Annotated in this window: 18 protein-coding genes; 12 read left to right on the top strand and 6 right to left on the bottom strand. The window is 36.2% G+C overall.

Annotated elements, in window-relative coordinates; translation table 11 throughout:
• Positions 1-325: 325 nt before the first annotated feature.
• Positions 326-2,104, top strand: a complete 1,779-nt coding sequence (locus tag ACQWU4_RS07795; RefSeq protein WP_429935220.1) for a carboxypeptidase-like regulatory domain-containing protein — start codon at positions 326-328, stop codon at positions 2,102-2,104.
• 55 nt (positions 2,105-2,159) lie between these two features.
• Here the strand turns inward: ACQWU4_RS07795 and ACQWU4_RS07790 are convergent, their stop codons facing one another.
• The 3 genes from ACQWU4_RS07790 to recJ form a co-directional block, all read right to left on the bottom strand.
• The gene (locus ACQWU4_RS07790; RefSeq protein WP_429935219.1) at positions 2,160-2,498 is read right to left on the bottom strand and encodes a DUF3817 domain-containing protein; all 339 of its coding nucleotides are present in this window, start codon (positions 2,496-2,498) and stop codon (positions 2,160-2,162) included.
• 89 nt (positions 2,499-2,587) lie between these two features.
• Complete coding sequence (gene nadD / locus ACQWU4_RS07785) at positions 2,588-3,172, bottom strand: nicotinate (nicotinamide) nucleotide adenylyltransferase (RefSeq protein WP_429935218.1); 585 nt, start codon at positions 3,170-3,172, stop codon at positions 2,588-2,590.
• A 43-nt stretch (positions 3,173-3,215) separates the two neighbouring features.
• Entirely contained in the window at positions 3,216-4,928 is a 1,713-nt protein-coding gene (gene recJ, locus ACQWU4_RS07780; protein ID WP_429935217.1) for a single-stranded-DNA-specific exonuclease RecJ, read from the bottom strand.
• A 109-nt stretch (positions 4,929-5,037) separates the two neighbouring features.
• Here recJ and ACQWU4_RS07775 point away from each other — a divergent pair, with 109 nt between their 5' ends.
• On the top strand, positions 5,038-5,850 hold the full coding sequence (locus tag ACQWU4_RS07775) for a M48 family metallopeptidase (RefSeq protein WP_429935216.1): 813 nt from the start codon (positions 5,038-5,040) through the stop codon (positions 5,848-5,850).
• An 86-nt stretch (positions 5,851-5,936) separates the two neighbouring features.
• On the opposite strand, the gene ACQWU4_RS07770 is transcribed toward ACQWU4_RS07775, so the two are convergent.
• The gene (locus ACQWU4_RS07770; protein ID WP_429935215.1) at positions 5,937-7,559 is read right to left on the bottom strand and encodes an ABC-F family ATP-binding cassette domain-containing protein; all 1,623 of its coding nucleotides are present in this window, start codon (positions 7,557-7,559) and stop codon (positions 5,937-5,939) included.
• 190 nt (positions 7,560-7,749) lie between these two features.
• Between ACQWU4_RS07770 and smpB the strand changes: the two genes are divergently transcribed.
• From smpB to ACQWU4_RS07745, 5 genes are all read left to right on the top strand, one after another.
• Positions 7,750-8,208, top strand: a complete 459-nt coding sequence (smpB, locus tag ACQWU4_RS07765; protein WP_429935214.1) for an SsrA-binding protein SmpB — start codon at positions 7,750-7,752, stop codon at positions 8,206-8,208.
• 77 nt (positions 8,209-8,285) lie between these two features.
• Positions 8,286-9,770: an OmpA family protein gene (locus tag ACQWU4_RS07760; protein WP_429935213.1), complete on the top strand. Its 1,485-nt coding sequence runs from the start codon at positions 8,286-8,288 to the stop codon at positions 9,768-9,770.
• Positions 9,771-9,863: 93 nt separating this feature from the next.
• Entirely contained in the window at positions 9,864-10,604 is a 741-nt protein-coding gene (locus ACQWU4_RS07755; RefSeq protein ID WP_429935212.1) for a YebC/PmpR family DNA-binding transcriptional regulator, read from the top strand.
• 57 nt (positions 10,605-10,661) lie between these two features.
• Positions 10,662-11,486: a UDP-2,3-diacylglucosamine diphosphatase gene (locus tag ACQWU4_RS07750; RefSeq protein WP_429935211.1), complete on the top strand. Its 825-nt coding sequence runs from the start codon at positions 10,662-10,664 to the stop codon at positions 11,484-11,486.
• Positions 11,487-12,458 carry a glycosyltransferase family protein gene (locus tag ACQWU4_RS07745; RefSeq protein WP_429935210.1) on the top strand — a complete coding sequence of 324 codons (972 nt, stop codon included), beginning with the start codon at positions 11,487-11,489 and terminating at the stop codon, positions 12,456-12,458. It begins immediately after the preceding gene.
• Here the strand turns inward: ACQWU4_RS07745 and ACQWU4_RS07740 are convergent.
• Together ACQWU4_RS07740 and ACQWU4_RS07735 are read right to left on the bottom strand one after the other, a co-directional pair.
• Positions 12,447-12,737 carry a GNAT family N-acetyltransferase gene (locus tag ACQWU4_RS07740; protein WP_429935209.1) on the bottom strand — a complete coding sequence of 97 codons (291 nt, stop codon included), beginning with the start codon at positions 12,735-12,737 and terminating at the stop codon, positions 12,447-12,449. The two genes, ACQWU4_RS07745 and ACQWU4_RS07740, sit on opposite strands and share 12 nt — an antisense overlap.
• Positions 12,738-12,819: 82 nt before the next feature.
• On the bottom strand, positions 12,820-13,569 hold the full coding sequence (locus tag ACQWU4_RS07735) for an RDD family protein (protein WP_429935208.1): 750 nt from the start codon (positions 13,567-13,569) through the stop codon (positions 12,820-12,822).
• Between the two features lie 27 nt (positions 13,570-13,596).
• Here ACQWU4_RS07735 and ACQWU4_RS07730 point away from each other — a divergent pair, with 27 nt between their 5' ends.
• The 5 genes from ACQWU4_RS07730 to ACQWU4_RS07710 all read left to right on the top strand — a co-directional run bounded on the left by ACQWU4_RS07730 (position 13,597) and on the right by ACQWU4_RS07710 (position 18,614).
• Positions 13,597-14,580: a stage II sporulation protein M gene (locus ACQWU4_RS07730; RefSeq protein ID WP_429935207.1), complete on the top strand. Its 984-nt coding sequence runs from the start codon at positions 13,597-13,599 to the stop codon at positions 14,578-14,580.
• Entirely contained in the window at positions 14,564-15,526 is a 963-nt protein-coding gene (locus tag ACQWU4_RS07725) for a DUF4013 domain-containing protein (protein ID WP_429935206.1), read from the top strand. Before ACQWU4_RS07730 ends, ACQWU4_RS07725 begins: the two co-directional genes overlap by 17 nt.
• Positions 15,519-16,316, top strand: a complete 798-nt coding sequence (locus ACQWU4_RS07720) for a DUF4129 domain-containing protein (RefSeq protein ID WP_429935205.1) — start codon at positions 15,519-15,521, stop codon at positions 16,314-16,316. Before ACQWU4_RS07725 ends, ACQWU4_RS07720 begins: the two co-directional genes overlap by 8 nt.
• Positions 16,317-16,329: 13 nt before the next feature.
• Positions 16,330-17,487 carry a DUF4350 domain-containing protein gene (locus ACQWU4_RS07715; protein WP_429935204.1) on the top strand — a complete coding sequence of 386 codons (1,158 nt, stop codon included), beginning with the start codon at positions 16,330-16,332 and terminating at the stop codon, positions 17,485-17,487.
• Between the two features lie 95 nt (positions 17,488-17,582).
• Positions 17,583-18,614, top strand: coding sequence for an AAA family ATPase (locus ACQWU4_RS07710; protein ID WP_429935203.1), 1,032 nt, complete (start codon positions 17,583-17,585; stop codon positions 18,612-18,614).
• Positions 18,615-18,680: the final 66 nt, after the last annotated feature.

Here is an 18,680-nt window from a genome sequence, read left to right as displayed (position 1 = left end):
GATTATTATTTTTAGTTGTTTATTAGCTTGTATTCGTAATTATTTTACATTGCAAAGATATATAATAAATTTAGTATCATGCAATACAAAGTACTTAAAATATTTTTAATTTGAATTTAACTTACTGATTTACAGGTGTTAAAATTTTGAATAAAAATTGAAATTATTTTTACTTTCTATCTAATTAGACAATTCAATATGAAACTTTGTTACATCTTAGCTAAAAAAATAATCAGATTTAAAAAATATTGAATGAAAAATTTAATAAAAAGAGATCCATGTCTGTTTTATGATTAATTTAGTATAAACTAAAAATTAATAGCTTATGAGAAATTTTTATCCACTTTTATTGTTATTATTGCTGTTTTTTTCATGTAAAAATGAAACATATTTAGATGGTGATGACAACAATCCAACTCCTGAATCTAATTTTAATTTTGGAAGTACAGTGCAAAGAAACTTTCAGGGAGTAGTGCTGGATACCGGCGGGAATCCTGTAACAGGAGCAACGGTAACAATCGGGTCAAGTACGGCTCAAACAAATTTCAAAGGTTTTTTTACTTTTAAAAATGCAGAGGTGAAAGAAAACTTCGCTCTTGTAAAAGTAACGAAGTCCGGATTTGTTTACGGTTCAAGAGTAATGGTTCCCACAAGCGGAATAAACCGTGTGAATATTATGATGATTCCTGCAACAACAACTGCAAGTATCAATTCCGGAGCAACTTCTACAGTTTCTTTACCTAACGGAACTAAAGTAAAATTCGACGGAAGCTTCAAAGATGCGGGCGGAAATGCCTACAGCGGAAGTGTGAATGTTGCTCTGTATAATTTAGCACCATCCAATCAGTATCTGACTGAATTAATGCCCGGTTCTCTTCTGGCAACCAATTCCGGCGGGAATGCAAGAATCATGGAAACTTTTGGAATGGTGCATGTTCAGCTGACAGGAAGTTCAGGACAAAAATTACAGATTGCCAACGGCCATACTGCCGAAATGACGGTTCCTATTGATGCTTCACAAACTTCAGCTTCTCCAAATACAATTCCGTTATGGTCATATGATGAGAATACGGGAATGTGGAAAGAAGAGGGTTCCGCTGTAAAGGTTGGAAATACTTATGTAGGAACTGTAAGCCACTTTTCCTGGTGGAACTGTGATGCACAATTTCCACAGGCAATCCTGAAAGTAACGGTGAAAAATCCTGCAGGACTACCAATGGTTAATACAAAGGTTAGTTTAAAAAGAAGCAGCCAGACCTATGAAACTTATGGAATGACGGATAATATGGGTACGGTTACAGGAATTATTCCTGCAAACGAAACTCTTATTCTTAAAGTGTATGATATTTGCAACACTGTGGTTCACACTTCCAGTGTAGCACCTGTAATAGCGGGAACTACTACGACATTGCCTGATATTACGGTAACATCTACAGGGAACCAGTATATAATACAAGGCAATTTGAAAACCTGTGCAAATACTGATGTTACAGATGGCTATGTACTTTTAAGACCTGCTTCCGGTACCAATTATTTTCAGTATACATCAGTTCCGGTAAGCAGTACAGGTAATTTTTCATTTAATGTTTATTCATGTACAGCTAATCCACAATTTATTCTGGAAGGGTATGATTATACTAATTTGCAGACTTCGGGAGAAATTCCTTTTACAGCAAATTTACCGGTGATGAATTTTAACAATGTTTCAGTTTGCAATTCGATAAGTGAATTTATCAGTTATAAAATTGATAATCAAAATGTAAGATATGTTTTGGGAAGTATCAATGCTCAATGGTCCGGCCTTACTTCGACTTCCCCGAATTTGCCTGCTAAGCAATTACGGATTAATTCTACTTCACCTGCAGGAAATTCTTTCCATATGACCCAAAATAATATGCTTGGAGTTCCGGGAAGTTTTAATGCAGATTATATGTTTGAGTTTTCCGGAGGATATTTCAATCCTACTACAGGAAATGTAGTTGTTCAGGTGACCAATTTCGGAGCGGTAGGAGCATATATTGATTTTACCGTAAACGGAACTTATACTGATACGGGCGGAACCCATACCTTTACATCAACGGGACATGTGATAAGAGATTTTTAATCATCCATGATATAGTAAAAAAGGACCATTTGGGTCCTTTTTTTATGTCAAATTATTATTCTCTGTCGAAGCGGGCCAGTTTTTTGTCTATCCAGATAGTGGCAAAAGGGAAAAATGCAGCAATTAAAGCGAAAACACTGTCTTCGTCATCCCACATAAATATTTTTCTTATAGCAGGTAGAAACAGCAGATAAAGTGTAAAAAACAATCCGTGAATACTACCAATAGTACTAATAAATACAATTGGGAAAATACCTTCCGGATCAATGCGTATCCAGGTCATTGCTATGAAAAGAAAAAACCATGAAATTGCTTCAGCCAAACAGATGTGCCTAAACCATTTGATTACTCTTTCCTGAGGATATTTTGCGAAAAAATTTTCGAGGAATTCCATATCTTGAATTAAGTCGAAGGATAATATCAGTATTAAAACTATCAGTTTCTAACTTCTAATATCTGGCTTCTAATTTCTTATTTGCAAAATTACTTATAAAAACTGCTTCCGTCCAAATATTCAAAAACTTCTGGTGGAAGCATCGGACGTACATTTTTTCCTTCTTTGATCATATTTCTGATTTCCGTAGCCGACAGTTCAATAACCGGAGCTTTGATCATAGAAATGTTTTCATGCTGAAGATATTCAGAATCTTTCTTTTCCCCTTCAAAAACTCTTGGATATACAATAATATGATGGTTTTTGATCAGTACATCGGCATTTTTCCACTTGTGAAGACTGTCCAGATTATCTTCTCCCATGATCAGACTGAAAGAATAATCAGGATACTTTTCGTGAAGATAGGTGAGTGTATCAATAGTATAGCTGGGCTTTGGAAGTGAAAACTCTACATTTGAAGCCCTCATTTTCGGATAGCTTTTTACAGCAAGCTGTACCATATCCAGCCTGTTATGGTCTTTCAGAAGTGATTTTTTATCCTTAAAAGGATTTTGTGGACTTACTACAAACCATAATTCATCCATATCAGAATTCTCAAGAATATAGTTAGCCAAAATTAAGTGTCCGATATGTATCGGATTGAAAGAACCGAAAAATAAACCGATTTTTTTCATGGATTGTAGGTAGCAGATGATGGATAGCAGGTTGCGGACCTGATTAATCCCTAAACTTTACATCTTTTATATTTAAATAATGGGTTACATTTCCTTTCCAGTGGTTTTCCTCAAGGGTAAAAGCAAGATCAAAATTTTTATTTTTAAAATCTTCCACATACTGTCCTAATTTAAAACCTACACATTCTATATTTCTGCCGGTAGATTCCTGTTTGATATAAAACTTCAGGTGATTGTTGTCTTTTCCCATTGTTTTTACGTAACCGGACAGTTTTTGATCAGTCAGTGTAAGAATAGGTTTCATATTATGAGGACCAAACGGGGCCAGTTTTCTGTGGAAATTGATAAATTCACGGTTAATCTCATCCACTTTGATTTCGGAATCTATAGTAATGGAAGGTTCCTGCTGATGTTCTTTGATCCTTTCCGAAACTATCTTTTCAAACTTTATTTTGAAAGCCTCGAACTTGTCTTTTTCCATGGAAAGCCCTGCCGCAGCATGATGTCCTCCGAATTTCAGGAAATATTCAGAACACATATCAAGTGCTTCATGTACATCAAAATCAGAAACCGATCTGGCAGAAGCTACCATCTCCCCGTTATTCCCATCGGTAAATACCAGGGTTGGTTTATAATAAGTTTCAATAAGTCTTGATGCTACAATACCAATCACTCCTTTATTCCATTCGGGATGATAAACAATGGTAGAATATTTTGTCTGCTGCTGGGATTCAACGATCTGATTCAGAGCGGAAAGCGTGGAATTCATATCCAGCTCACGTCTTTCATCATTAAGATCCATAATATCGCTCACGATCTGGTTGGCATGCTTCAGGTTATCAGAAACCATAAGCTCTACCGCTGCTTTTCCTTGGGAAATTCTTCCTGCAGCATTAATTTTCGGAGCAATTTCAAAGACAATATTTGAAATTTCAAAGTGGGACAGCTTATCTTCAGGAATTAATAATCTTAATCCAAGATTTCTCGTTTTTCTGAGAACTTTTAACCCCATTTTAGCCAAAACCCTGTTTTCACCGGTCATGGAAACTATATCTGCTGCAATGGAAATAGCCAGAAGATCAGTAAGTTCAAATAATTCAGCTTCAGGGATTTTATAAATGGTATTCAGTCCCTGGCAAAGCTTAAAGCCAACACCACATCCTGAAAGTTCTTTAAATGGATACCTGCAGTCAATTCTCTTCGGATCCAACACAGCTGCCGCATTTGGAATCTCCTCACCCGGAAGGTGGTGGTCGCAGATAATAAAATCAATATCCTTATCCTGTGCATATTTTACCATGTCGATGGCCTTGATACCACAGTCTAATGCAATAATCAGGGAAAAACCGTTTTCTTTGGCAAAATCAATCCCTTCGGTAGAAATTCCGTATCCTTCAGAATTCCTGTCCGGAATATAATAATCCAGGTATTTTTTCTCAACAATCTTGCTGAGGTAAAGGTACATCAGTGCAACGGCTGTGGTTCCGTCTACATCATAATCTCCATAAACCAATATTTTTTCACCATTTTCAATTGCAGTTGCGATACGCTCTACGGCTTTCTGCATATCTGCCATTAAAAACGGACTGTGTATATCGTTGAGGTTTGGTTTGAAGAATTCTCTGGCCTTTTGGTAATTGTCAATTCCCCTTAGAACAAGGAGTTTAGATTCAAAAGTACCAAAACCAAGTGACGAACTTAATCTGTCCACAACTTCCTCATCGGGTTCGGGCTTGTAAATCCATTTCTGACTCATTTCACAAAAATAAGGAAAAAAAATAGCATTTTGAAATGAATATGGATGAACTTGATTTACTGATTGTTGAAAAAAATATCTATCTTCGCGGTCCAAATTAAAAATAATCATGAAAAAAATTACACTTTGCCTTTTATTCTTAGGGGCCATGAATGCTGTATCAGCACAGAAAATTAATCTCGGAAAAGCAGTCGGTGTTGTTTCGAAAGGAGCGAAGGCTCTTACTTTTACTAATGAAGATGCGGTAAAACTGTCAAAAGAATCTGTTGACTGGATGGACAAAAATAATCCGGTTGCAGGTCCTAAGGATCCTTATACTGTAAGGCTTAACAAGCTTTTCGGAAAGCACAAATCCCAGGATGGACTTACTTTAAATTATAAAGTTTACAAAGTAAAAGACATCAATGCTTTTGCATGTGCAGACGGAAGTGTTCGGGTATTTTCTTCGTTAATGGATATCATGACGGATGATGAAATTTTAGCAGTTATCGGCCATGAAATCGGACACGTAAAAAATCAGGATACCAAAGATGCTATGAAATCTGCTTATATGAAGGCAGCAGCTTTAGATGCGGCTTCGTCTGCATCAGGAACAGTAGCAGCACTTAATGATAGCCAGATAGGAAAAATGGCGAATGATTTCCTGGATGCTTCACACAGCAAAAAACAGGAATCTGAAGCAGACACTTATTCTTACGATTTCATGAAAGCCAATAACTATAATGTAGTAGGCGCGTACTCTGCATTCAAAAAGCTGGCTTTACTTTCGGAAGGAAGTACCCAAACTGGTTTTGAAAAAATGTTCAACTCACATCCTGACAGTGAAAAAAGAGCACAAGCGATTAAGAAGAGAGCAGAAAAAGATGGTTTGTGGAAAGATCCGGGAACGATTGCTCTTCCTAAAACGAAGCTTACAAAATAATATAATCTTGATTTAAAAATAAAAATTCCTCAAAGGCAGCTTTGAGGAATTTTCTTTATAATGAGTTGTAATGTGATCTCAAAAAATTAAGAATACATTTTTTCTCTCAGTTCTTTTACTTTTTTATCAGCAAGGTAATCATCATAAGTCATTTCTCTGTCAATGATTCCTGTTGGAGTCAGCTCAATGATTCTGTTACAGACAGTTGAAAGCATTTCGTGGTCATGAGATGCTAATAAAAGATTTCCTTTGAAGTTAGACAATGAGTTGTTCAAAGTGGTGATACTCTCAAGGTCCAGGTGGTTGGTAGGTTCATCCAATAATAGAACGTTTGCTTTCTGAAGCATCATTCTGCTGAACATACATCTCATTTTTTCACCTCCGGAAAGCACTTTACAAGATTTTAGAGCTTCATCACCGGAGAAAAGCATTCTTCCCAGGAATCCTCTTACGAATTCTTCGTGACGCTCTTCATCATTTTTAGTGAATTGTCTCAACCAATCAACAAGACTTAGATCTTCCTGGAAGAAATTGGTATTATCTAAAGGCATGTGAGACTGGTTTGTCGTAACTCCCCAAGCCACTGTTCCTTTATCTGCTTCAACGTTTCCAGCCAGGATTTCGAAAAATTCTGTAATTGCTAAGGAGTTTTTAGAAAGTATGGCAACTTTATCACCCTTTTTAAGGTTTAAATCAATGTTTGAGAATAATAACTCGCCGTCTTTGGTTTTTTCAAGACCTTTTACATCTAAGATCTGATCTCCCGCCTCTCTTTCCATTTCGAAAATAATAGCCGGATATCTTCTTGAAGAAGGTTTGATATCATCGATGTTAAGTTTATCGATCATTTTCTTTCTTGCTGTAGCCTGCTTGGCTTTTGCAACGTTCGAGCTGAATCTTGCGATGAAGTCCTGAAGTTCTTTCTTCTTTTCTTCTGCTTTTTTATTAGCCTGAGCTCTTTGTCTTGTTGCTAACTGGGAAGCCTGGTACCAGAAAGAGTAGTTACCTGTATAAAGGTTAAGTTTAGCATAATCCAAATCTCCGATGTGCGTACAAACCGTATCAAGGAAGTGACGGTCGTGAGAAACAACAATCACTGTATTTTCGTAATCAGCAAGGAAGTCTTCTAACCATGAAATAGTATCAATATCAAGGTCATTCGTAGGTTCATCCAGAATCAATACATCAGGATTTCCGAAAAGCGCCTGAGCCAAAAGAACCTTTACTTTGTCCTTATTCTCAAGTTCACTCATCATTTGCCAGTGCATTTCATCCTTAATTCCAACATTTGAAAGCATGGTCTGTGCATCAGATTCTGCAGTCCATCCACCCATTTCGTCATAGATTACACCCAGCTCTCCAGCTTTAATCCCATCTTCATCAGAAAAGTCTTCTTTAGCATATAAAGAATCCATTTCCTCTTTTATCTCGAATAATTTTTTGTTTCCTCTTAATACAGCCTCAAGAACAGTAAATTGATCGTAAGCAAAGTGATCCTGCTCCAAAACTGACATTCTTTTCCCCGGCTCCAAAGATACATGCCCTGTAGTAGGATCCTGCTTTCCTGTTAATATTTTAAGGAATGTAGATTTCCCCGCACCGTTTGCTCCGATAATTCCGTAGCAGTTTCCTTTGGTAAACATAATATTTACCTCGTCAAAAAGAACTCTTTTCCCGAATTGTAAAGATAAGTTAGATACTGTTAACATATAGTTTTGTAAATTTGGCGCAAAAATACGAAAAGAATTTGGGTATTTCGTAATAATGTAATAGTCAAGTTTTTAAATATGGCGTATTTTTTCTATATTTCATTAACGAAATAAATAAGGAGAAGTCCCAAAAGGGCGACTTAATAAAAGATTGAGTACTTCTCAATTAAATAAATCACGAATTTTTACAATGAAAATCGAAAAAACAGTAAATATATTAAACAGAAGAGCCCGTTTTGAGTATGAAATCCTTGAAGAATTTGAAGCTGGGATGGTTTTAACGGGTACGGAAATAAAATCTTTGCGTTCGTCCAAAGCATCTATTACAGAATCCTTCTGTCAGTTTATTGATGGGGAGTTATACATTATTAATATGATGATTGATGAGTATAAATTGGGAACTTTTTACAATCACAAAACAAAAAGGGAACGGAAATTGCTGTTGCACAAAAAAGAATTGCAGAAACTTGAGAAAAAGTTAAAGGATGCCGGTAACACAATTGTACCTCTTAAATTATATATTACAGATAAAGGTAAAGCAAAAGTGCTGATTGCGCTTGCTAGAGGGAAAAAACTCTTTGATAAAAGGGAAGCGATAAAAGATAGAGAAAATAAACGTAACCTGGACAGAATATTAAAGAAAAGTTAAAAATCATTCAAAAAACTTTGTATATAAAGAAAAATTATATTTATTTTGCATTATCAATTATTTAATCATTTAATTCTATGAAAAATCTAAAATTAGGAATTTCAGCATTGGCGCTTACTGTTGCCTCTACTGTTTTCGCGCAGACTACCAATAATCCGTGGTTGATCGGAGTTGGTGCTCATGCAGAAAACCACAAGGCAGTACAGTCAGAATTCAGTAATACGTTCTCTGCTAATAATCTAACGAAGAGAATGTTCAATATGAACAATTTCTCTATCACACCTCCATTATCTAAATTAACAGTTGCTAGAAACATCGGTAAAGGTTTAGTTATCGACTGGCAGACTTCCGTAGGTAATGTAGACAATAAGAGATTTAACATGGGGAAAGAATTTTTCCTAATGACAGGTCTTGGTTTCCAGGCTCACGGAGCTGGTCTTTTATGGAACGAAGAATCTTGGTTCGATCCATATTTGAGAGTTGGTGCTAACTACCTGAGACATGATTATACTGCTCTTAGCTTCCCTAGATATGACTACAAAGGTGAGCTAGTTACTAACGGAGATGGTGGTAACGAAAACGGTAAAGCTAATCACTTTACAGTTGCTACAGGTGCTGGTGCTAACTTCTGGGTAACTAAAAACTTCGGTCTTGGTATCCAAGGAGATTATGTATCAACTCCAGGTGACAAATCTACAGTTGCTAACTTCTGGCAAGCTTCTGCATCGATCTTATTCAGATTCGGTAACAGAGATAGAGATAAGGATGGTATCCTAGATAAAGATGACCTTTGTCCAGATACTCCTGGTTTACCAGAATTCCAAGGATGTCCTGATACTGACGGTGACGGAGTTCCAGATAAAGACGATCAATGTCCAGAAGTAGCTGGTCCAGTTGAAAACAACGGTTGTCCTTGGCCAGATACTGACGGTGACGGTGTTATCGATAAAGATGATGCTTGTCCTACAGTAGCAGGTCCTGCTGAAAACAACGGTTGTCCTTGGCCAGATACTGACGGTGACGGAATCTTAGATAAAGATGACGCTTGTCCTACAGTTCCAGGTCTTCCAGAATACAACGGATGTCCTAAGCCTAAGAAGCAAACTGCTATTGAAACAACAGATGCACTTAAAGGTATCTTCTTTGACTTCAATAAAGCGACTATCAGACCAGAATCTAGCGCTAAGTTAGATAACGCTGCTAAAATCATCAAAACTGACGGTGGTAACTACCTAGTTGAAGGTCAAACTGATGCTAAAGGTGCTGCTGAATACAACTTGAAACTTTCTAGACAAAGAGCTGCTTCTGTAGTTTCTGCTTTAGAAGCTAGAGGTGTTGATGTAAACGCTCTTAAATCAATCGGTGTTGGTGAAACTAAAGCTACAGTTTCTGAAAAAGCTTCTGACGCTGAAAGACAAGCTGACAGAAAAGTTGTTGTAACTGCTGTTGAAGATGCTAACGAGTGGAACGCAATCAAGAAAAAAGATTACGAAGATGCTCCAGTGAAAAAAGCTACTAAAAAAGCTCCGGCTAAGAAAAAAGTAGTTAAAAAGAAAAAATAATAAATTTTTCTAAATAATAAATACCTCCAATTTTTTGGGGGTATTTTTTTTTTGTTGACTTTTAATTAATTTTGTTGAAATTTAAAAATTAAAATGGGAAGAGCATTTGAATATAGAAAAGCTTCTAAAATGGCCAGATGGGACAAAATGGCCAAAACTTTCTCTAAAATCGGTAAAGATATAGCACTGGCAGTAAAAGCGGGCGGAACAGATCCTGAGGCCAATCCGGCTTTAAGAAGATGTATCCAGAATGCAAAGGGTGCGAACATGCCTAAAGATAACGTAGAAAGAGCAATCAAAAAAGCAAGTGGTGCTGATGCAGAAAACTACGAGGAGGTTACTTATGAAGGATACGGACAGGGTGGTGTTGCTTTCTTTGTTGAATGCACAACCAATAACACAACCAGAACCGTTGCCAATGTAAGAGCAATCTTCAACAAATTTGATGGTAATCTTGGGAAGAATGGGGAATTAGCTTTCATTTTCGACAGAAAGGGAATTTTTACCATTGATTTAGCTCAGATCAAAATGGATTGGGATGATTTTGAGATGGAAATGATTGACGGTGGTGCCGAAGATGTGGAAAAAGATGAGGAAGAAGTAATGATCACTACCGCTTTTGAAGATTTCGGTTCATTGTCGCATAAATTGGATGAATTGGGAATTGAAGCAAAAAGTGCAGAACTTCAGAGAATTCCGAATAATACAAAAGAAGTAAACGAAGATCAGTTCAAAGCTAATATGAAAATGCTTGAGCGTTTCGAAGATGATGATGATGTTCAGAACGTTTATCACAATATGGAAATCACGGATGAACTGATGGATTCATTGTAAAAAATAATATAGCATTCATATACAGTTAACTTTCAATTAGTTTCTTTGCATAAAACTATGAAAAGAAACGTTGAATTAGTTGTTATATCGGATGTTCATTTGGGAACTTATGGATGTAAGGCTAAAGAATTGTTGAGATATCTTAATTCTATTCAGCCTAAAACTTTAGTTTTGAATGGTGATATCATTGATATCTGGCAGTTTAAAAAGTCTTACTTCCCTAAACCTCATTTGAAAGTGATCAAAAAGATCCTTTCATTCGCGACCAAGAATACACAGGTCTACTATATTACAGGCAACCACGATGAAATGTTCCGTAAGTTTACCGATTTTGAACTGGGGAAACTGAAGGTATGCAATAAGATCTGTCTTGATATTGATCAGAAGAAAACCTGGATATTTCATGGAGATGTTTTCGATGCCTCCGTTCAGCATTCCAAATGGATTGCAAAACTTGGCGGAAAAGGCTATGATCTTTTGATTGTTATCAATAATGTTGTAAATTGGTTTTTAGAGAAAATGGGCAGAGAGAAATATTCATTTTCCAAAAAGATCAAAAATAACGTAAAGAAAGCAGTGAAATACATCGGTGATTTTGAACTGACTGCTTCAGAACTGGCTATTGATAATCATTACGATTATGTAATCTGTGGACATATTCATCAGCCTCAGATTCGTGAAGTCATTACTAAAAAAGGATCTTGTACTTATCTTAATTCCGGAGACTGGATCGAAAACCTGTCCGCTCTTGAATATCATGATAAGCAATGGAAAATATTTTATTATGATGACCATAAAGATTCACTTAAAGATGATGAAGCAGAGGAAATCCAGGACATGGACAGTTCCGAGCTTCTGAAAATAGTAACCAATTTTTCTTAAATGAAAGTACTGTATGCATTTCAAGGGACAGGGAACGGACATGTTGCCAGAGCGCAGGAAATTATTCCTATCCTCAAAAAATATGCTTCGGTTGATACTTTGATCAGTGGCCATCAGTCGCAATTAAAGGCTGATTTTGACATTAAATTTCAATATAAAGGTATTTCCCTTCTTTATAATAAAACAGGAGGTTTATCCTATCGCAAAACATTTACTGAAAATAAATTTCTTGAAGCGGTAAAAACAATCAGAGAGCTGGAACTTTCACAGTATGATCTGATTATTAATGATTATGAGCCTCTCACAGGATGGGCCGGGAAATTGAAAAAGCTGCCGATGATCGAACTGAGTCATCAGGCTTCCATGAGTTTTGCAAAAACACCCAAACCTGAAAAGAAAGATTTTCTGGGTGAACTGATCCTGAAATATTATGTTCCCAGTGAAAGGAAAATCGGGTTTCATTTTGAAAATTACCACCCTCAGATCAAAAAACCTGTGATCAGGCATAAAATCCGGAACCTCAATCCTGATAAAAAAGGATACTATCTTGTTTATCTCCCAAGTTTTGCAGATGAAAATATCATTAAGGTTTTAAAACAGATTCCCGTACAGTGGAAAGTATTCTCAAAGTACAGCAAAGCACAGATTAAAATAAAGAATGTTGAAGTTTTCCCTATTGATGAAATTCAATATCTGAAATATTTTGAAAGCTGTGATGGTATTTTGTGCAATGCCGGTTTTGAAACTCCGGCAGAAGCTCTGTTCTTAGATAAAAAGCTGTTTGTAATCCCTATCCATAATCAGTACGAACAGGAATGTAATGCCAGTGCCTTAAACCTTATGGGAATCCCGAATTCCAAGGTTTTAAATCTTCAGGAAATCATGGAATGGGTAGCATCAGATCATCATTTAAAAGTGGATTATCCTGATGATATTGAAGAGATTCTGGTAAAAGAAGTTTTAGTTCTTTAGAAAAATATCATCCACATCACTCATTCTTGTCATCACAGCTCTTGCATAGGAGCAGTGGGGGTATACTTTCCAGTTGTTTTCTCTGGCAAATTTTATAGCTTCTTCAACCAAATATTTCCCCATACCACGGCCTTCAAACTCCGGGTGGACAAGTACAAAAGAAATAATAAACCTGCTATCTTCGGGGAAAATAGTATACGTCAGTCTTCCTACTTCTTTTATATCATTATTAAGCGTGATCACACCGCCGTTTCCTGATTTGTTGTTTTCAAATTTCATAATATTCAAACCTTTGTTTTAAAGATACAAAAATTGCACCGACCGGAGATTTTGGTGTAATTATGAGTAAGCTTCATAATCATCAATTATCTTTTCCTGTATAATAGTTATAATCTTTGATCACTACATTAATAAACTGTCTCTCGGTCATTTTAGACGGATCTATTTCCAGTTTTAAAATACTTTTGATTTTATCTGAAAGACGGCTGATAATCTGGCGGTCATCTACTTTCAGAGCTTTGGTATAATTATCTTTGATGATCCGCATATCATTATCGCTTAACGCAATTACCTGGGGAAATGACGGAACATAACTTTCATGAATGTTCTCTAAGATAGTATGAGAAATATTAATGTTGTTCTTTAGGGAAATCACGGCAGTACCGGAAGCAATATCACCCAGACGCTGGTTGTTTTTAGAAACGATCATGGAAATAAGGCCTACGACACCAGCTGCCGAGGTATCAATCAGCCTGAACATCCAACGGATCAGGTAATCACCAAAGCTTGCCTGATAGCCATCAATTTTTACGACCCGGATTTTCATCAGCTTTTTCCCGGGAGTCTGTCCTTCCATAAGGCTTTCCAAAACAACAGGATAAATATAAATGGGAAATGTAAGAACAATATAAACTGCCATGATAGACCACTGATCGAGCCCGTTTAATAAATACCCAAGATCAAAAACATTGAAGAAAAGATAGAATATAATAACGGCATAAGCAACCTTTATCAGAAGGTCGATAATGAAGGCGAGCATTCTTTCTCCTACACTGGCAATATTAAAATTAATATTTACATTTTGTGAGGTATTTATCGCAATTTGAGACATAATTTTTATTATTTTAGCCTTACAATTATGAGAGAAGTTTATTTCATTAAACAAAATAAAGAAAAATGGTTGGGAATTGAACAGGTTATTCAAGGGAAAGTAAAAAAAAATCCTGATGACCTGTCTTCGTTGTATATCAACCTGATCAATGATCTTTCATTTGCACAGACCTATTATCCTAAAAGTAATACCACTGTATACCTTAATCATCTGTCTTCACAAATATTTCAGAAGATCTATAAGACCAAAAGAGTAGAGGAGAACAGACTGACTTATTTCTTCAGGACGGAAGTTCCGTTATTGGTTTACCAGTACAGAAGATATCTTGCGTATGCTTTTTTATTCTTCATTCTGTTCACCTTAATAGGGGTGCTTTCCGGGGCATATGATAAAGACTTTGCGAAAATCATTCTTGGAGAAGATTATGTAAACGAAACCATAGAAAATATAAAAAAAGGAAATGCTGTAGGAGTTTACCAGAGCGGTTCTACATGGGGAAGCACGATCGGGATCATTTTTAATAACATTGGAGTTGGGGCTAAATTATATATTTATGGAATCTCCGGAGGAGTAGGAACTTTGTTTGCCCTGCTCTCCAACAGTGTAATGCTGGGATCCTTTCAGTATTTTTTCTATGATTACGGAGCTTTGAAAGACAGTGCAAGAGGAATCTGGCTTCATGGTGTTTTTGAGATCTTTGCCATGGTGGTGGAAGCTATGTGCGGTCTTATCTTGGGAGCTAGCATTCTGTTTCCGAGAACATTTTCAAGATTCAACTCCTTTAAAAGAGGTTTTAAAGATTCCTTTAAAATTTTCCTGAGTACCATTCCGTTCACGATTTGTGCCGGAATTATCGAAGGTTACGTTACGAGACATGCTTTAAAAATGCCGATTACGGTAAATTTAGCTATAATAATCAGTTCACTTGCCATTATAGGATTTTACTACTTTGTTTATCCTTCAGTGGTGTATAAAAAAATTAATAACCAAACCAATGATGCAGTTTTATAAGAAAAGAGAATTTGGAGCTTTCATTAGTGACAGCTTCAACTTTTTCAAATTATACGGAAAAAATTATTTTAAGAATTATATCCTGATCAACGGCCTGCTGTTAATCTTAACAGTTGCCATCGTAATTTTTGGATTCAGAGAAATTTTCGGACAGCTTATCGGTTCCAATATTGGTGGGGAAAGTTACTATTTTGAGCGGTATTTTTCAGAAAATGCAGGAATGCTAATTGTTACCGGAATACTTGTCTTTTTACTTTTTATACTCCTTGCAATAGTCAATTATCTGTATCCTGTTTTTTATTTGAAAAGGATAACTGAAGGAGCTCAGAAGATTAAAGCAGACGAGATTTTGGGCGATTTTAAGAGAAATGCCGGAAGAATTGCGAAACTCTGTGTAGGTATGCTGTTTATCGTGACCCCTATAATGATGATAGTGGTAGGATTTTCTTACTTACTGATGCTGATCATCATTGGCTTTTTCCTGATGCTGCTTGTTTATCCTACGGCGTTCAATGTTTCCGGATTTCTAATGTATGATTATTTTAATACAAAGAGAGGCTTTATTGAGAGCCTGAGCTATTCCATAAGATCACAGTTTTCCTATCCCAACGGAAATGAAAAATCTCCGTTCTGGAAATATTGGGGAGCCTCCATCATCATGTTTGTCATTATGTACATGATTACTTCCGTATTTACATTCATTCCCATGATCTTTATGTATGGTTCCCTTCTTACATCAGCTCCGGACGGAAATTTTGAAGAAAATCCTTTCACGGGTGCAGCGGGCATTATTTTCTTTATATTCTATGGAGTTTCAATGCTTGCCTCCTTAATCCTTTCCAATCTGATGTATGTTAATGCGGGACTAATGTATTACGACAGCAGGACAGACCTTCATCAGAAAGTTGAACTTGAAGAAATAGACACCATAGGTATTAATGAATAAATTCCTTTTTTTTCTGCTGCTTTTTTTCTCCATTTGTTCTGTTCATGCGCAGGATGACGATGGAGCTGCAACGGTAGAAGAATATATTGAAGACTCTCTGGGAACGGGACATTACAGAAATATGCTCCGTGCAGATTCTGTGCTGATCAGAAAACCGGTTTCAGAAAACACGGTCTATCCAAAGGCATTCAAAGAAAACCTTCAGTCAAGATATAAAGGAAATGAATTTGATTATTCAGTTTCGAAGCCAAGAGAATCTTTCTTTCAAAAGCTGATGAGGCGAATAGATCAGATCCTTCAGAGTATTTTTGGTGAAAGGGTTTTTACCAATTCTGCTAAAATTACAACTATCCTTATACGTCTGTTTGCTATTATTCTGGTAGGATTTCTCCTTTATTTTATCATTAAATATTTAATGGGAAAAGACGGAAATCTTTTCTTCGGCAAGAAAAACAGAAAAGTGGATATCAATGCAGAAGAGCTTCATGAGAATATTCACGAGATCAATTTTCCGGAAAGTATTATAAAATTTGAACGGGAAGGGGATTACCGTTCTGCGGTCCGTTACCAGTTTTTGTTTATTCTGAAAAAACTGAGTGACAAAAAACAAATAAACTGGAATCCTGAAAAGACCAATAAAGATTACCTGAAAGAACTAAAAGCAGAACATCTGAAAAAAGAATTTTCTGAGCTGTCTTACATCTTCGATTACGTATGGTACGGAGAATTTGCCATTGATGAACAGACTTACCTGAAATTTAAAAACCAGTACCAGGCATTTAAACCTTAATTAAATCTTAACCATGAAAAAAACCTTCAAAATATATGCTGTAATATTCATCGTTGTGATGCTTATTCTGGCGTTGCTTGAAGTCAATAAAAAAGAAACAACAGACTGGCGTAAGAATTTCAGTATTAATGAAAAGTCACCTTTCGGACTGTTTGTTTTTAATAATGAAGCCAAAGATCTGTTTAAAAATAATCTGAAAAAGCCTGAGCAGACCCCTTACGACTATTATAGCCAAAGAAAAAAAGAGCCGCACAATATTATCATCATAGAAAAAGATCTGGATAAACAATCCTGGAAAAAGATTCTGGAACAGGTATCCAACGGATCAGATGCCATGATATTGGTAAGCCGTACTCCAAAGGATATTTCAGACACTATCGGTTATCATAGTTCGGATATTTCTTTTGCAGAAGAAAATGTGTTGAAGCTTACTGATAAACAATATCAGAATGATTTTATTAAACTGGATAAATTCCCGTCGGGCAGAGGATTTTCATACATCAAACCGGAAGTGGAAGTTTTAGGGAAAACCGTAGAAAAGGACAATACAGACCAGGCAAATTTTATCAAAACCAGCTTTGGAAAAGGAACAATCTTTGTCCACAGTGAACCACTTTTCCTGACCAATTATTATCTTTTGAAACCAGGAAACTTAAAATATGCACAGGATGTTTTTTCGTACCTTCAGGATAGGGAAACAATCTGGTTTGTAGAAAATGATACTAAAGTCTCACGTTTCTTCATGAGATTTGTTCTTTCTAATCCTGCATTGAAATATGCATGGTGGGTGTTTTTGGGCGGGCTTGTGCTGTTTATTTTCTTCAATGCAAAAAGAAAACAACGGATAGTGCCTATTTTAGAGCCGTTGAGAAATACTTCAGTGGATTTTGTGAAAAGTATTGGAAACCTTTATCTTCAGGAAGGAAATTTTCATGATATGATGGCTAAAAAAGCCCAGTATTTCCTGAATAAAATAAGAATGGACCTCCTTATTGACACACAGAACCTGGATGCGGAATTTGCGAACAAGCTTCATTTAAAAACAGGCAAACCAATTGAAATGATTGAAGAAGCTATAATGCTGATCAGAAAAGGGCAGGATCCTTATGCAAGTGTGATGAAAGAAGATCTTGTAAGAATGAATAAGCTCCTTGATGAGATACTCAAATAAATGATGTCACCATCTAGTATTGTGATAATATACCAAATAGCAAAAACAGGTAACGATAAAATTGTTGCATTGTTATATTGAAAAAAAATATAATTATGGAAAACTTTGAAAACCAGAATTTAGAAAATCAGAATTCTATAAATTTAAATAAAAACGAAGATCAGTTTCAGTCAAGAATTGATATGATTGAGCTTCGAGCCAGTTTAGATAAAGTAAAAGCCGAGATCGCTAAAGTTATTGTAGGTCAGGAAAGCATGGTAGAGCATCTTATTGCCGCTCTTTTATCAAACGGACATGTATTGATTGAAGGTGTTCCCGGGGTGGCAAAAACCATTACGGCTAAACTTCTGGCAAAAACCATTGATGTAGGTTTCAGCAGGATCCAGTTTACGCCGGATCTTATGCCATCAGATATTCTGGGAACCTCTGTTTTCAGTGTGAAAAACTCTGAATTTGAATTTAAAAAAGGACCTATCTTCTCCAGTTTTATATTAATTGATGAAATTAACAGATCACCGGCAAAAACTCAGGCGGCTTTGTTTGAAGTAATGGAAGAAAGACAGATTACAATGGACGGAATCCGTTATACAATGGACGAGCCATTCCTGGTAGTGGCTACCCAGAATCCTATAGAACATGAAGGAACTTATAGACTTCCAGAAGCTCAGCTGGACCGTTTCCTGTTCAAAATTAATGTAGGATACCCTAATCTTGAACAGGAAATTGCTATTATAAGAAACCAGCATGAAAGCAAGAAAGAGGATAAAACAGAAGGTGTTAACCGTGTGATTACCGCACAACAGCTGAAAAGTTACCAGAATTTGGTAAAAGAAATTATCGTGGAAGCCCAGCTTATGGAATATATTGCTAAAATTATAGTCAATACAAGAGAAAACCAGTTCTTATATCTGGGAGCTTCTCCAAGAGCTTCATTGGCTTTGCTTACGGCTTCCAAATCTTTTGCAGCACTTAGGGGAAGAGACTTTGTGACTCCTGAAGACATTAAAGAAGCAAGTTATGCCGTATTAAGGCACAGAGTGATCGTTTCTCCTGAAAGAGAAATGGAGGGCCTTACAGCAGATGAAATTATACGCCAGATTTTAGAAGGAATAGAGATTCCTAGGTAGATTAAGGATTAGATTCATAAGATAATTGTTTATCAGAATATAGTTCCTTGTTCCCAAATCTCTTAA

Source organism: Chryseobacterium sp. MIQD13 (genome assembly GCF_050496705.1).
Taxonomy (GTDB): domain Bacteria; phylum Bacteroidota; class Bacteroidia; order Flavobacteriales; family Weeksellaceae; genus Chryseobacterium.
The sequence above is the reverse complement of the archived record's forward strand: the minus strand, read 5'-3'. Positions and strand labels throughout refer to the sequence as shown.

Excerpts from the sequence above, each read along its gene's own strand:
- smpB (WP_429935214.1), top strand. The coding sequence starts at position 7,750 with ATGAAAATCGAAAAAACAGTAAATATATTAAACAGAAGAGCCCGTTTT.
- ACQWU4_RS07720 (WP_429935205.1), top strand. The coding sequence starts at position 15,519 with ATGAATAAATTCCTTTTTTTTCTGCTGCTTTTTTTCTCCATTTGTTCT.
- ACQWU4_RS07775 (WP_429935216.1), top strand. The coding sequence starts at position 5,038 with ATGAAAAAAATTACACTTTGCCTTTTATTCTTAGGGGCCATGAATGCT.
- ACQWU4_RS07750 (WP_429935211.1), top strand. The coding sequence starts at position 10,662 with ATGAAAAGAAACGTTGAATTAGTTGTTATATCGGATGTTCATTTGGGA.
- recJ (WP_429935217.1), bottom strand. The coding sequence starts at position 4,928 with ATGAGTCAGAAATGGATTTACAAGCCCGAACCCGATGAGGAAGTTGTG.
- ACQWU4_RS07755 (WP_429935212.1), top strand. The coding sequence starts at position 9,864 with ATGGGAAGAGCATTTGAATATAGAAAAGCTTCTAAAATGGCCAGATGG.
- ACQWU4_RS07715 (WP_429935204.1), top strand. The coding sequence starts at position 16,330 with ATGAAAAAAACCTTCAAAATATATGCTGTAATATTCATCGTTGTGATG.
- ACQWU4_RS07760 (WP_429935213.1), top strand. The coding sequence starts at position 8,286 with ATGAAAAATCTAAAATTAGGAATTTCAGCATTGGCGCTTACTGTTGCC.
- ACQWU4_RS07725 (WP_429935206.1), top strand. The coding sequence starts at position 14,564 with ATGATGCAGTTTTATAAGAAAAGAGAATTTGGAGCTTTCATTAGTGAC.
- ACQWU4_RS07790 (WP_429935219.1), bottom strand. The coding sequence starts at position 2,498 with ATGGAATTCCTCGAAAATTTTTTCGCAAAATATCCTCAGGAAAGAGTA.
- ACQWU4_RS07710 (WP_429935203.1), top strand. The coding sequence starts at position 17,583 with ATGGAAAACTTTGAAAACCAGAATTTAGAAAATCAGAATTCTATAAAT.
- ACQWU4_RS07795 (WP_429935220.1), top strand. The coding sequence starts at position 326 with ATGAGAAATTTTTATCCACTTTTATTGTTATTATTGCTGTTTTTTTCA.
- ACQWU4_RS07735 (WP_429935208.1), bottom strand. The coding sequence starts at position 13,569 with ATGTCTCAAATTGCGATAAATACCTCACAAAATGTAAATATTAATTTT.
- nadD (WP_429935218.1), bottom strand. The coding sequence starts at position 3,172 with ATGAAAAAAATCGGTTTATTTTTCGGTTCTTTCAATCCGATACATATC.
- ACQWU4_RS07770 (WP_429935215.1), bottom strand. The coding sequence starts at position 7,559 with ATGTTAACAGTATCTAACTTATCTTTACAATTCGGGAAAAGAGTTCTT.
- ACQWU4_RS07740 (WP_429935209.1), bottom strand. The coding sequence starts at position 12,737 with ATGAAATTTGAAAACAACAAATCAGGAAACGGCGGTGTGATCACGCTT.
- ACQWU4_RS07730 (WP_429935207.1), top strand. The coding sequence starts at position 13,597 with ATGAGAGAAGTTTATTTCATTAAACAAAATAAAGAAAAATGGTTGGGA.
- ACQWU4_RS07745 (WP_429935210.1), top strand. The coding sequence starts at position 11,487 with ATGAAAGTACTGTATGCATTTCAAGGGACAGGGAACGGACATGTTGCC.